Below are 13,546 nucleotides of genomic sequence, written 5' to 3'. Positions count from 1 at the left end.
GTATTAGCAATCCACTACAGATGTCAGACGTACGAGTCACGACGGTTTCGCGCGATTATCTCTCCATTACCCTTACAAATAAGAAAGTGCTGACAATATCACTTTAAGTAATAGGAGAACCTTTCAAATAACCATCGGCGATATTTTTATCGATTATTCCCGCGGTTGGTGCATGGTCTCAGATAGACCAGAAGGCGGCATCGACGACAGGGAGCAGTACGACGTGACGACCTGGGAAGAGCGAACAAGACTCGATCATCTTGCGGTCAGGACCTCCGGATTCATTGGTCGGTGGTGGGTTTTCCTCGCAGCTGTAGTCGCCGTGCTTTTTGCCGCTCACCCACTTGCGACCATCGGGTCCGAGCTGATCCAGTATCCGTGGCTCATCGGTGTGGTGTTGCTTTCTTTGCTGGTTGGACTGCTTATCATTAGGTACATCCGACGGATCAACCCGACGACGGTCTCGCGCAAAGCACTGGTCGTGACGTTCCTTCTCGGCGGGGCATTCGCCGGCATCGCCATACTCATTGAGGGGAGTCTTCAGCCCGTCATCGGGGCCCTCCCTGTCGTCGGGACGGCCATGTTTTTCCTCCTAGTCGTCGGGCCAGTCGAAGAACTCGTGAAGTGGGCGGCTGTCCGGCTGTACGCTTTCGAGCGGTCGAGCTTTCAGACAGCTCTTGATGGTGCGCTCTACGGAGCCGTCGCGGGGCTGGGCTTTGCCGCCCTTGAGAGTTCGGAATACATCGCAAGGGCAGTTGCACAAGGCTCGGCGAGCGATCCAGCACTCTCACTGGCCGTGGGCGGGGCGATCGGGCGGGTGCCCGCTGTGCCGTTCCACGTGGTCCTTACTGCCTTGGCCGGGTATTACCTCGGCCTCGCGAAGGCCAATCCAGAGTCGTATGCTCCTATCGTCATCAAGGGATTGCTCATCGCCGCGGTCCTCCACGGAATCTACGATACCCTCGTGACGTACCTCCCAGGCGTCGTTGGACTCGCCGTCGCAGTCGTCTACGTTGGAGGTATCGGCCTATTGCTGTATAAGAAACTCTCTCGGTACCGTCAGCAGGCCCCCAGTGATGGCTCACCTGCACCGACGACGGCGAGTTCGTAGATCACACCCTCGTACTGCGAACACGGTTATAGGAAGGTGATGTTGTTTGCTTCTCAGAGTGGTGAGAGGATCCTACGATGCCAGAGATTGATTGCACTGTTGAGTCACTGACGCCACAACAACGCCTCGAGTCGCTCAAACCCCCGGATCATTGACACGTGAACGGCAGTGCATTGACGCTTCTGTCGTGTGTCGCCTACGAAACCTAGCACCAACAACGCCTTCCGTTCCTCAACCAGATTGCTCGGCGAGCAGAGAAACTCCGCGAGGAGTGTAGTTAGATCAAATCGAGATATGGCCGTCCCACGTTGTGAATCAGGGATCCGCAATCAGCAGACACACTCAGTGGTCGTCAGTGTGAGAATCAGCTGACCAGCGGATACAGCGTCACTACGCACCCACGTCGTCGGTTTGAACGTCCTTACTCTCGAGTGACCCATCTAGTGAATTAGAGCTGTCATCGCTCAATGAGCCCGGTTCAGTCGCGTGAGTAGATCCGATCGTATTAGGGTATTGTTATGATTGCACCAATTACAGTAATACCATCTAAAATCTCAATTTTAGCTAACGGCGCTTTGTAAGGGACTGAATTTGTGTTTTCCCCTTCTCAGGCTGCAACTTCCTCCGCTGCGAACATCTCGCGAAGGGTATCTTCATCCGCCGGGGGAAGGTTCGTCCGAATCACTTCAGGATCGTACTGAGCAAGATCCTCGAAAACGCGCTCTTCGGAGACGTTATGAGCGAGCATGAACAGCGCGGAGTGGCCGGGTTCGACCGTGTCAGCCACTTCATCGATGAAGTCGTCATCAACGCCGACATCACTGAACTTCCCAGAGAGCGCACCGGTTGCGGCTCCGACCGCAAGGCCGAGCCATGGCATCCAGAAAATGATCCCGATAAGCAGGCCCCAGAATGCCCCGCCGAGAGCACCTGCACCGACCAGACTCCGTGCTTGTTTCACGTTGACGTGGCCGTCGTCTTCTCGGACGACGACTGCTGCGTCGTCGAGTTGTAGCAACTCTTGTTTCTGAAGGTCGTAAAGTTCGTCACGGACGGTTTTCGCGCCATCCATGGAATCGAACGCGAGGACGATGAGTTCTTTCATCGGCAACGAACGCACGTTGACACAGATCTTAAAGTTTTCACACAAGAATTTAGAAAAACACCACTGCAGACTCTCACGAGGATTGATGTTCGTACCCCACTCTTGTGTGACGATTCGCTTCCAGTGGAGGCTGTTCACTCAACCGTGTCGGGAGTGACTCCTTTCCTCTCGTCCTCGACAAGCGCTCGGTCAGGCAGCTCAGGGTTCGGCTCCCGACCCAGAGTCAGCAGTCGTTCGGTGAGCGTCAGCTCATCGGCAGTCGGACGCGGTTTCTCAATTTCCTCGTATTCAACCGCAACACCCTCGGGATCAGATTCGATGCGGACGACACACAGCTGGTATGAGGGATAAAAGACCGGAGGGAGATGCCCGGCAATGACATCCCGGCGGTGGAGACGCTTCAGCCAAGTCCCTGTGTTGACGAGCAACCTGCTGTCAACTTCCATCATCTTCGGTCGGTGGGTATGGCCATAGCAGAAGATAGCCGTCTCCGGACGTTCAGCGAAGACCTCGCTAGCGGCTTCCTTGTACGGCTCTTCGGGATCAACCGTAAGATCTGTTTCGACGATTCCGAACCGGTCAATCGTCTCCTTGGCATCCCGGAGGAAGAAAAACAGGAGGATTCCGATGAGCAACAGTAGCCAGATGACTGTCACGTTGATTACGAGTAGGAAGTGAACTGCCGCCCCGGCTAAACCGAACTGTTGGAGGAATGCGTCAGCTGTTTCGACCGGCATTGACCAGATGCCAGCCAGATCGAGCCCCGCGAGAACAGCGAGGATGACACTGATGTTGAACAGAAACAGGAACGGGACCGTGGCATACCGCAGAAGGGGATTCATCTCGCGGTAGAAGTATTTTGAAATGAGCCAGTTCGGCATCCTTTCAGTAGGCGTTACCGACTGAACATCCTTCAACCAGTTGTACCGTCCCCGGTCAGACAGCTGACCAGCTCGACTCGTCACATGCGTATTATAAAAGTACCCCAGCGGTGTCGCGTGTGGATTCCCGAAGTCCTCGATTCGATTGTTAGGATCCTGCTGGTGACCATGTTCGAACCAAATCGTTCGGTCGCCGACCGGCCGGGTGATCGACTCAGATTGAGCGAGCTCGATGTTATACTCGGCTAATTGCTCGACGTACTCGTCGTAGGCAGCGAGTTCGTGGTCGTGATTTCCTGGGAGCAGCGTGATCGGAATGGACTCACCGGTCGCACGGAACTGTTCGAACAGCGCTGAATACTTCTCGACCAGTACGTCAAATTTCTCCAGTCCCTCAATCTCGGTGAACTCCCAAAGCCCGAATGCGTCGCCGTTAATGATCAGCTCCGCATCCTCATCCGTCGTTTCCAATCGGTCGAGGAATTCGAGCAACTCATCGACAAAATCGACATGCTCCAGTTGCTCGTCCCCTCCGATATGGAGGTCACTGATCACGTAATAGATTGGGCCATCGGTGACATTGGTCATCGAATCAGATGTACAGGTCTAACACTAAAGTAATGGTGACATTCTTGCGCAACTTAGCGGATAACCAACAGCGAAATTAGAGTATCCCGCCAAACACCGGTTGGTGAAGTATAATCGCCTGCATTCGGCGGAATGCTTCACCAACTTGTCTCACTCGATACTATCGAGTATCGGCTTCAGTTGCCCGATGCGCTTCGCCACGTTGAGTAAGAGCGAATAGGTTTATTTACCTTGTTGAATGAATATTCACTTCTGGAAACATATCACATAACTAACAACATGTTGGTTTAGCTCCTATTGGTAGTGTACTTTTTGATCTGATGGCAAGAATGAAGAGTAATTTCTGAGATCTCGCGCTTTCACTTCTCGTTCGTACTCGTAGCACACCTTCCCGACGCTGCTCCCGAATACAACACAGCAACTCTGGCGAGTGCTGCTGCGCCTGTCGGCAAAGCTGCACGACCCAAGTGGTCACGCCGCCATTGACCCGACGTTTTTCGACTGTGAAAACGCGAACAAGCACTACTGTCGCCGAACGAATTACCGCGTCCAGACGCTCAAAACAACTGCTCTTATCGATACAGAAATTCAGGCTATTCGCTGTACAACCGAGAAACGTCACGACACACAGCTCGGCCGGCGACAAAGGATATGACTGGATGGTATTGCGCGAGAAACTCCGCGAAGAAGGCGTGGGCCCGCTGATCAAACTATGTCCGCCGATTCACTATGGCTGTTTTTCGTACCAACCAGGCAGCTGAGTCAGAGAGTAACCCCTCCTAGTTCCAGTGTAGGTGACCGAATCGATACAGGCTCGTACCACGGCGTGGCTCAAGTGTCCGTCACAAATAGACTCACTGAGAAATTGTGCAGTGTGCCGACCAGATAGTCAGAGGGTACAGCGTCACTAGGCGTACAGTCCGGTGGTTGGAACACCCCTACTCTCGCGTGATATCCCTAGTAAATTACAACTGGAATTGCGAACCTAGCTAGACTCAGTCATGTGAGTAGACCCTGTGGTAGTAGGACGTTGTTATGATTGCCGTGAGCATGATAATACTCCCCGCAATCTCACTCATAGGTTGTAATTTCTGTTGAGTTTAACACTCCCTATAGATACTACTTATCGAATACTGAATATGTACTCGTTATTAAACGAATACCTACCTAGTGGTCATAGCGAGTGGTTCGTCTATGAACAAACCACCTGAAACGCAATTTGAGAACCGAATTGGACGACGATCATATCTCCGAGCAGCTGCCACCGCAGGAATTGTAGGTGCAACGCTTGGAAGCATCGGTACGACTGCAGCACAGGATGCAGAGACGACGACTCAATACAACGTTGGTCACGAGACCGAGGCAGGAAGAGCGCATGCGAGAGATATCGCAGTGGAAGTCCACCACGAGTTCGAGGCGCTGGATATCACCACGGTCGAAGTTGCAGAGGGCGACGTCGATGCTCTCAGTGACCATGATGATATCCGATTCGTTGAAGAGAACATTGAGCGGAGTCTCGATCTCCCTGACACCGATCCTGACAACCAAATACAAGAGGATCTTGAAGCCGAGCAATGGAAGCCCTGGGGAATCGAACGAGTTGGTGCGCTTGCGGCGCACGAACGAGGTGAGACCGGGTGTGGCGTCCACGTTGCGGTCATCGATACCGGTATCGACCCCACGCACGAGGACCTGCATGCCAACATCGGCGAGGGTGTTGCCTTCGTCGAGACCACGGCCGAGAGCGATGCAGCGTGGGCCGATGACGACGGCCACGGCACGCACGTCTCGGGGACGATCGCCGCAGTCGATAACGACTTTGGTGTCGTCGGTGTGAGTCCGTCTGCGACGCTCCACGCAGTGAAGGTGCTCGATGACCAAGGAACTGGGACTGATGCGGATATCGCTGCTGGTATCATGCATGCGGCAAGAAAAGGCTACGATGTCGCCAATCTCAGCGTGGGCGAACCAGAGACAACGCAGACACAGACCGAGGCTGTCAAGTTCGCTCACGAGGAGGGGCTCCTGCTCGTTGCGGCGACTGGGAATGACGGTCACCCGCAGGTAGACTACCCTGCGGACCTCGATGAAGTGATTGGTGTAAGTGCGATCGCGAAAGACGATTCGCTCGCATCGTTTTCGAACACGGGCCCCGAAGTGAACCTGACCGCTCCTGGTACTCTCGTGCTATCGACGATGCCTGGAAATCAGTATGGAGTCATGGAAGGCACCTCGATGGCGACACCACACGTGACGGGTTCGGCAGCGTTGCTAGCCGCACATGGCCTCTCTAACGATGAAATCCGCGAACTCCTCACCGCATCCGCAGAAAACATCGGACTTGGGCCCGACCAGCAAGGATCCGGGCTTGTCAACGCGAATGCTGCCCTCGAGGAACTCGAGAAACTGGAAGGAAAGGCGCTGGCCAAGTAACAACGCCACCTGTGATACAATCATTTTTCACGGTTTGCGGTTGCTATTGACCGGAGGTCTCCTCACATTGGCTGGAAACTGAGTGGTTTTAGTGAAGCCTTCTCAGTGATGGTTTTCAGCCGACCTGCTGCATACATAGTGCGGATATAGCACGAGATTCGGCTCGGGTTCGTGGGTTACCCCATTCGGTTGGCTGCAATGCCAATATTGACACGTACCCGAATCGGATGATTGACACATGAGTATGGGCGAGGGTGACGTGTCACGGACAAAGGCGTGGTTGCTGGCTGCCCGCCCGCAGACCTTGCCCGCAGCCGCTGCACCAGTTATCGTCGGTGCGGGACTCGCAACCCATGAGAGCGTTTTTGAACCGTTGCCCGCGCTGATGACGTTCGTCGCTATCGCGTTGATCCAGATTGGAACGAACTTCGCGAACGACTACTACGACGCGATCAGAGGTGTGGACACCGAGGATCGGGAGGGATTCACTCGTGTCACGCAAGCGGGGATCATCCCCGCTCGGCAGGTCCAACTTGCAGCGTTCGCTATGTTCGCGCTGGCGATCTGCTCTGGTGCCTATCTGGTCTCCGTCGGCGGCGTGCCGATCATCGTCTTCGGACTCATAAGCGTCTTCTGTGGATGGGCCTATACCGGTGGTCCGTATCCGCTTGGCTATCACGGTCTCGGCGATCTCCTCGTCTTCATCTTCTTTGGTATCGTTGCCGTCGTCGGCACCTACTACATACAGGCCGTTTTCGCGGTCGAAGCGTTTGTGATGACGATTCCTGACGGAACCATCACCTGGCAGGTGTTTCTCGCGAGCCTTCCCATTGCCGGGCTCTCCACAGCGATGATTGTCGTGAACAACGTTCGCGACATGGAAACTGACGCCGAGACCGGCAAATGCACGCTCGCCGTCCGCCTCGGCTACCGCGGGAGTCGCATCGAGTTCACCGCAATGCTCTCGCTCGCGTACCTCACGCCGATCTGGTTCTGGCTCGGTGAGGGGTTCGGCGCGAGCATCTTGCTCCCGCTCGTTTCGCTTCCCTACGCAGTGATGATCTCTCGGACAGTCTGGTCCAGAACCGACGGTAAGGCGCTCAACCCAGCGCTCGAGGCGACCGGCAAACTTCTGGCGCTCTACGCGGTGTTGTTTGCCGTAGGGCTGGTGATGTAAGCTCGCCCTCGACCTCCTGGAGACGTGACCTGTGTTGGGGCAGATCAACAATCGAGAATGAAGTTCCGTGAAATTACGCTGATGTGTGTCATCTACAACATCAAACGTGCTATTAAACAGTGAAATCCAACGCAGTATGGCGATTCAACAGAGCCGAGGATACAAAATAAAGCAATGCGGCTCTGACACCATCTCGGTAACTTTGCACACGTAGTTAGCGAACTGCCCGACTCACTTTCAGGTATCATTCTACATAAATAATTCGGGCTACTACATACTGATGATTTTTAGTACGATAAGGAGGCCAAACAGCGGCAATCCCTTCTCCCACTCCCCAAGAGGTCTTTCTCGTGATCGAGGCACTTGTCGAATAAATGATAATCACATAGAGAACAGCCCGATTGCGTCCATCGTGCTGGACTCGTCGACGAGTTCAGTGGTCGCCGAATCGCACAGACTCTCGCTTGGGGATGCACTTCAACAGCGATCAGACATCAAATAGCCGACATCGTTACTCAAGTTCAGTGACCCACTCGCGTAGATCGGCGGCCAGTTCGCCGTTCTCTGTTGCGCCAGCATAGACGCGCAGTGCTGCCTGAGCTGTCGGATTATCGCCGGGAGCGATCACTTTCGCTTCGCTAGGATCGCATATTTAGGTGAGAGTTCCGTTGACAACATTGCAGACCAAAGCCATGAATGTCAAAGCTACAGATTTCGTTTTCCAGACCGTGACTGATTTCAGCACATCGGTACTGTTCTATCGTGATACGCTCGGACTAGAGCCGGAGTTGGTAGATGACGAAAATGGATGGGCGGAGTTTGCTCTCCCACCGACCACGCTCGCACTCGGAGAGGAAAGCCCGCAGATGCCCTTCACACCGGGAGAAAGCGGCAGTGGTGTCGCAATGGCAGTTGATGATGTCGAAACGGCCACCGATGAACTTCAAGATGAAGGAGTAACTATCCTGATGGACCCCATCGACAGTGGTGTGTGCCATATGTCAATAATTGCTGATCCGGACGGTAATCCAATTCTCCTCCATAGGCGCAACGATGGCACCTCCGGACGGGTTGATCCGTTCCCCTGAGTCTGAATGGTCGCAGGGAGATAGGTAAACCATGACCGGTTGAAACGCGTAGCTCAGAAAGTGGAAAGCGGATCGAGAGAATTACTTGCCGCCGTCTGGTGGTCGCTCGACGAAGACGACGCCGTTCCCATAGAGGTCACGTGCGACGGCCTCGATGCCGTAGGGCTGTTCTTCAGGCTCGGCCGTGAACTCGACACCGCGCTCGCGCAGGGTTTCGTAGGTTGCGTGGCAATCGTCCACGGTAAAGGCGAGTGCTGGTTGTTCACCGACCATCGCGGCTCGACGGTCGGCTTCTTCCTCGTCTTCAGACCAGTCGGGGAGTTCGAGGACGATCTCTGCAGTGTCGTCTTGTTCAGCTGCGACAGTGACCCAGCGGTTATCGGGTCCGAACGGTTCGTCCGCTTTCTTCACGAGGCCGAGCTTCTCGGTGTAGAAACGCAGCGCTTCGTCCTGGTCATCGACGAAACGAGTGGTGAGACGGAGCTTTTCGATCATAATTCCTCCATCTGTACCGACGACGCGTGCCGGCAAATACGTTCACCTAGTACACTGAAAGTGATAGCTGCTCTGCTCACAAGACATTCTCCCTTACTGATTGGCTGTCAACAGTGCACCCCTTCATATATGGTGAACCCATTTGAACTGCTGTTGCCGGTCGTCACTACTCGCGGGTCTTCCGAGCGACGACGCGAAGCCGCCGATAGTCCGCGATCCACGTCTCGTCCTGAAGCTGGTCCTCTCGAAGGCGATCCTCGACGGAGGAGATGACTGTTGACTGTTCATCATCGGGGATCGTAGACAATAGACTGTCACCGAACATACCGAGCCAGTCCGCGAGTCCATCGGTCCCGTTATCGAGTTCAGTCGGTCGGTCGAAGAGTGTCGCGTAGCGCGTTTCGAAACCGTGTGATTCCAGTTTCGAGGTATATTCGCCGACACTTGGGAAGTACCATGGACTCTCGACATCGTAGCCGCGTGCAGCCGCTTCGTCACGAACTGCGTTCACAATGGCAGCGACGTTTCCTGTTCCTCCAAGCTCTGCGACGAACCGACCACCGGGAACAAGTGCGTCGGCGACCGATTCAAGAACGGCATCCTGCTCAGGGATCCAGTGGAGGGCCGCGTTGGAGAACACGGCGTCGAACGGATTGTCGAACGAGAAGTCCCGGGCGTCCTCGTTGACGAATGGATACTCGGGATAGGTTTCGTGGGCCGTCTCAACCATCTCTTCAGAAGCGTCGAGACCGACGACAGTTGCTCCTGACTCGGCAATTCGATCTGTAAGGTGTCCAGTCCCGCACCCGAGATCGAGTATCCGCTCCCCGTGCTCTGGCTCCAGTAGATCGACTACCCCTTCACCGTACTCAAAGACGAAGGAGTGTCCCTCGTCATAGCTATCGGAATTCCACTTGTTCGCGGTCTTCTCGTCCGGTTTTCCCATACACATCGCTACTCTATACATTCACTTCTATCTGTTGAAATAACAGGTGTTGCTTTCTGTTCCACCAATCTCGGCCATACACGAGTTACCGTGACTGTGCTTTTCCTACCGCTGACATCAACTGATCGGAGGGACAAACCCCTGGCGCTCCCATGTAAATTATTTACATTTTCGAGTGGTGCGTATGCAGACGATGGCTCATAGCAATGCCAGTCTGTCAACCCGAGTGGTATTCACTGTTGCAGAGGCAATTGACACGGATCCCGTGGATCTTCCGTCGCTCGAAAAAACGATCAGTAGTGAGGCACTCAATAACCTCTTCCACGAGGACACATCACTTCCCGGCGCATATCTGGTGTTTCCGTACAGTGATGTCTGGGTGATGGTTCACGGCGACAGAACCGTTGATGTATTCATGGAGTACGCCGCGACCACAGCCGTTGACGACGTTCCAACCGATAGTGAAGGGCAACCAACTGACGATCAAATGGTCGTACTATCCGCTGAAAATGGACGACACGCATTCACCGACGACGAATTGAAGACACTCCACGAAATCGTGGAGGAGGCGGACGATGCTACGGAAGCGTGGGAGGACACCATTAACTATGCCGAGCAACGATAGATCCCGCGATCTCTGCGATCACGTTGTAAGTTAGTGTCTGGCGCGACCATACTCACTGAGAAGCCACAAGGTGTGGCACTCAGGTGCTCAGAGATACGGTCTCACTAAACGCACAGTTCATCGGTTGGAACGCTCTTACTCTCGAGTGATACCCCTGATAAATTATAACTGTGATTATTAAGTGAGTCAGATTCAATCATGTAAGGAGAGCTGATTGTAGTAGGTCTGTACTATGACTGCCGTGAGCACGATAAGATTCCCCAACAAGCTCACTCTTAGATTGCAATTTCCGTTGGATTTACCGCTACCTATAGATACTAATCATAAAATATTTATTATGTATGGGTGAGTGAACGAACACCTACTCAGGTGATATAGCGATTGGTTCGTCTATGGACAAACCACCTGAAACGCAATTCGAAACGCGTGTTAGACGACGGTCATATCTCCGAGCTGCTGCCACAGCAGGAATCGCAAGTGCAGCACTTGGAAGCATCGGAACGGCTGCAGCACAGGACGACACAGAGACGACGCGTCAGTATAACGTCGGCCATGAGACTGAGGTGGGAAGAGAACACGCGAGAGATGTTGCGGTGGAGGTACACCACGAGTTCAAGGCGCTGGATATCACGACGGTCGAAGTTACAGAGAGCGATCTCGATGCCCTCGGTGACCATGAGGATATTCGATTTGTCGAAGAGAACATCGAGCGGAGCCTCGATCTCCCTGACACTGACCCTGACAACCAAATACAAGAGGATCTCAAAGCTGAGCAATGGAACCCATGGGGTATTGAACGAATTGGTGCGCTTGCGGCGCACGAACGAGGCGAAACCGGTTGTGGCGTCCACGTTGCGGTCATCGATAGCGGTATTGACCCCACGCACGAGGACTTACACGCCAATATCGGGGAGGGTGTTGCGTTCGTTGAGACCACAATCGAGAGCAATAAAAAGTGGGCTGATGACTTTGGCCACGGCACACACGTGTCGGGGACAATCGCGGCGCTCGATAACGACATCGGAGTCATTGGTGTGAGTCCATCCGCAAAGCTCCATCCAGTGAAGGTGCTCGATGACCAAGGAACTGGAACCGATGCGGACATAGCCGCTGGAATCGAGTATGCGGCACGCCACGGCTACGACATCGCCAATCTCAGCGTCGGCGAGCCGGAGACAACGCAGACACAGACCGAGGCTGTCAAGTTCGCGTACGAAGAGGGACTCCTGCTCGTTGCGGCAACGGGGAATGACGGCCAACCGCAGGTGGACTACCCTGCGGATCTCGATGAAGTGATCGGTGTGGGTGCGACCACGAAAGACGATTCGCTTGCACCGTTTTCGAACACAGGTCCCGAAGTGAACCTGGTCGCCCCTGGTTCCCCCGTGTTATCAACGATTCCCGGAAGCGAGTATGGGGTCATGGAAGGCACCTCAATGGCCACACCGCACGTGAGCGGCTCGGCAGCGTTGCTAGCCGCACACGGCCTCTCTAACGTCGAAATCCGCGAACTCCTCACCACGTCTGCAGAAGATATCGGACTTGGGCCTGACGCAGCGGGATCGGGACTTGTCAACGCGAGTGCTGCCCTCGAGCACCTCGAAAAGCTGGAGTTAGAGGTGCTGCCCGAGTAGCAAATCCAACGTTGTTGAAAACCGTTTCGCATTTTGCAGTCCTGTCGACCGAAAATCCTTGCTAAGCTGGTTGAAAACCCGTTAGAGAGCGCCTTTTTCTGCACATGATTCTTGAGTGTGGCGTGTTGACCAGATCTTACAGAGTGCTGAGTTGGTTCAGGATCTGCGACAAATATCCACCAGTTGATGTTTTGTAGAAATCTAAACGCAGCATCTGTGTCAACTTCCAAAGGATAGAGACGTTGGGACTGGCCCCCTCAATGCATACAATTCTCGAACCGCTCCGTGATCAACAGTAATTTCCCCTTCAGTGTTTTCGTAGCTTTCTCCTACACTCCTTACAGTGGAGCACGCCTCCGCGTTCAACGATGCCCATCGACCGTGACACCTCCGAAAACACGAGCGAGGACGAACTCGCGGATCTTTCAGTCCCGGATCAGGTCTTCGGGTTTCTCGCCGCCAACGAGGGCCGGGCGTTCAAGGCCCACCGAGACACCGGACGAAGGTGACACTGAGCACAACACAGTCCTCGGTGTGGACCTCGGTATCGAACAAATCGTTGTCACGTCGACCGGGATGTTCTGGAACGTGGCTACCTGACCCACCGTCGGCGGGAGTACGAGCGGATTCGCGGCAACCTGCAACAGACCGGGACAGAATCGGCCACCGAACCATCGAACAGATGGGCGACCGCGAGATCCAGTGGGTCGAGGACTACCTACACTGTATATCGAAGGCAATCGTCCAAGAAGCCGTCGCGAACGAGTGCGACACCATCGCGTTCGAGAAACTAACAGACATCCGCGATCGGATGCCCCGAGCCAAGAAGTTCCACGCACGGGCATTCCGACGATTGTACGACTACGTAGCGTACAAGGCAGAGGCCGACGGAATCGATCGATGCACATAGACCCGGCCTACACGAGTTAGCGGTGCTCGCAGTGTGGGACGATGCTTCGAGAGAATCGACCGTCGCAAGCGGAGTTCTGTTGTCAGAAGTGCGGCTACGAAGTGAACGCGGATTACAACGCGGTCGCCGGACTACGTCCGGCGGGCAGCAAAGTCGCTACGCGACTTTGCGACGGCGAAGAACATCGGGTCTCCGACCGAGATTTCGGTCAACGGCTCCTGGATGTCCCCAGTTCCGATGAGGTTAAATGAAATGTTGATGTGTCCGGTCTCCTCGACCACTGCATCGACGAACTCGTCGACTGCCTGCTCGTCGAGGGCATCGACGACGGCGGTGTCCGCCTCGCCGCCACCCGATCAAATGTCCTCGGTGACCGCTTCGAGCGGTGCCGCAGTGCGACCCGCAAGGAAGACATTAGCTCCCTCGCTGGCGAAGGACCGTGCGACGGAACCGCCGATTGACCCGCCTGCGCCGTAGGTCACGGTGACCTCGTCATCGAGCAACACGACTACGATCCCTCCCTGGCGCTCTGGTGCACTCCGGTGACACGTTG

General features: G+C 54.6%; 11 protein-coding genes and 3 pseudogenes. 10 read left to right on the top strand and 4 right to left on the bottom strand.

Annotated features, from left to right (window positions below; genetic code table 11):
- Positions 1 to 172: 172 nt before the first annotated feature.
- On the top strand, positions 173 to 1,111 hold the full coding sequence (locus tag SM755_RS14670; protein ID WP_323173314.1) for a PrsW family intramembrane metalloprotease: 939 nt from the start codon (positions 173 to 175) through the stop codon (positions 1,109 to 1,111).
- A 607-nt stretch (positions 1,112 to 1,718) separates the two neighbouring features.
- Here the strand turns inward: SM755_RS14670 and SM755_RS14665 are convergent.
- On the bottom strand, positions 1,719 to 2,216 hold the full coding sequence (locus SM755_RS14665; protein ID WP_323173313.1) for a DUF1269 domain-containing protein: 498 nt from the start codon (positions 2,214 to 2,216) through the stop codon (positions 1,719 to 1,721).
- A gap of 134 nt (positions 2,217 to 2,350) precedes the next feature.
- A complete protein-coding gene (locus SM755_RS14660; RefSeq protein ID WP_323173312.1) occupies positions 2,351 to 3,685 on the bottom strand; it encodes a metallophosphoesterase in 1,335 nt (444 codons plus the stop codon).
- 421 nt (positions 3,686 to 4,106) lie between these two features.
- On the opposite strand from SM755_RS14660, the pseudogene SM755_RS14655 reads away from it, so the two are divergent.
- The 4 genes and pseudogenes from SM755_RS14655 to SM755_RS14640 form a co-directional block, all read left to right on the top strand.
- A pseudogene (locus SM755_RS14655) lies at positions 4,107 to 4,395 on the top strand (IS5/IS1182 family transposase); the annotation flags it as partial.
- Positions 4,396 to 5,077: 682 nt separating this feature from the next.
- Entirely contained in the window at positions 5,078 to 6,118 is a 1,041-nt protein-coding gene (locus SM755_RS14650) for a S8 family peptidase (protein ID WP_323173311.1), read from the top strand.
- A gap of 238 nt (positions 6,119 to 6,356) precedes the next feature.
- A complete protein-coding gene (locus SM755_RS14645) occupies positions 6,357 to 7,295 on the top strand; it encodes a 1,4-dihydroxy-2-naphthoate polyprenyltransferase (RefSeq protein WP_323173310.1) in 939 nt (312 codons plus the stop codon).
- A gap of 668 nt (positions 7,296 to 7,963) precedes the next feature.
- Positions 7,964 to 8,383 (top strand): VOC family protein, encoded by a 420-nt coding sequence (locus SM755_RS14640; RefSeq protein WP_323173309.1) that lies wholly within the window; start codon positions 7,964 to 7,966, stop codon positions 8,381 to 8,383.
- 81 nt (positions 8,384 to 8,464) lie between these two features.
- Here SM755_RS14640 and SM755_RS14635 read toward each other — a convergent pair whose 3' ends face one another.
- On the bottom strand, positions 8,465 to 8,878 hold the full coding sequence (locus SM755_RS14635) for a VOC family protein (RefSeq protein ID WP_323173308.1): 414 nt from the start codon (positions 8,876 to 8,878) through the stop codon (positions 8,465 to 8,467).
- 166 nt (positions 8,879 to 9,044) lie between these two features.
- Positions 9,045 to 9,824: a class I SAM-dependent methyltransferase gene (locus SM755_RS14630; protein ID WP_323173307.1), complete on the bottom strand. Its 780-nt coding sequence runs from the start codon at positions 9,822 to 9,824 to the stop codon at positions 9,045 to 9,047.
- A 184-nt stretch (positions 9,825 to 10,008) separates the two neighbouring features.
- On the opposite strand from SM755_RS14630, the gene SM755_RS14625 reads away from it, so the two are divergent.
- The 5 genes and pseudogenes from SM755_RS14625 (at position 10,009) to SM755_RS14600 (ending at position 13,454) form a co-directional block, all read left to right on the top strand.
- Positions 10,009 to 10,449, top strand: coding sequence for a HalOD1 output domain-containing protein (locus SM755_RS14625; RefSeq protein ID WP_323173306.1), 441 nt, complete (start codon positions 10,009 to 10,011; stop codon positions 10,447 to 10,449).
- 593 nt (positions 10,450 to 11,042) lie between these two features.
- Positions 11,043 to 12,083, top strand: coding sequence for a S8 family peptidase (locus SM755_RS14620; protein WP_323173305.1), 1,041 nt, complete (start codon positions 11,043 to 11,045; stop codon positions 12,081 to 12,083).
- Positions 12,084 to 12,451: 368 nt separating this feature from the next.
- Positions 12,452 to 12,568: pseudogene (locus SM755_RS14615) on the top strand (MarR family transcriptional regulator); the annotation flags it as partial.
- A 1-nt stretch (position 12,569) separates the two neighbouring features.
- A pseudogene (locus tag SM755_RS24460) lies at positions 12,570 to 13,115 on the top strand (RNA-guided endonuclease InsQ/TnpB family protein); the annotation flags it as partial.
- A 138-nt stretch (positions 13,116 to 13,253) separates the two neighbouring features.
- Positions 13,254 to 13,454, top strand: coding sequence for a hypothetical protein (locus SM755_RS14600; protein ID WP_323173303.1), 201 nt, complete (start codon positions 13,254 to 13,256; stop codon positions 13,452 to 13,454).
- The last annotated feature ends 92 nt before the right edge of the window (positions 13,455 to 13,546 follow it).

Source organism: Natrialba sp. PRR66, from assembly GCF_034808065.1.
GTDB classification, from domain to species: domain Archaea; phylum Halobacteriota; class Halobacteria; order Halobacteriales; family Natrialbaceae; genus Natrialba; species Natrialba aegyptia.
Note: the sequence above shows the minus strand (reverse complement) of the source record. Positions and strands in the feature narration are given on the sequence as shown.

Coding starts and splice junctions, on each gene's coding strand:
- SM755_RS14630 (WP_323173307.1), bottom strand. CDS start 9,824: ATGGGAAAACCGGACGAGAAGACCGCGAACAAGTGGAATTCCGATAGC.
- SM755_RS14625 (WP_323173306.1), top strand. CDS start 10,009: ATGCAGACGATGGCTCATAGCAATGCCAGTCTGTCAACCCGAGTGGTA.
- SM755_RS14645 (WP_323173310.1), top strand. CDS start 6,357: ATGAGTATGGGCGAGGGTGACGTGTCACGGACAAAGGCGTGGTTGCTG.
- SM755_RS14660 (WP_323173312.1), bottom strand. CDS start 3,685: ATGACCAATGTCACCGATGGCCCAATCTATTACGTGATCAGTGACCTC.
- SM755_RS14635 (WP_323173308.1), bottom strand. CDS start 8,878: ATGATCGAAAAGCTCCGTCTCACCACTCGTTTCGTCGATGACCAGGAC.
- SM755_RS14665 (WP_323173313.1), bottom strand. CDS start 2,216: ATGAAAGAACTCATCGTCCTCGCGTTCGATTCCATGGATGGCGCGAAA.
- SM755_RS14670 (WP_323173314.1), top strand. CDS start 173: ATGGTCTCAGATAGACCAGAAGGCGGCATCGACGACAGGGAGCAGTAC.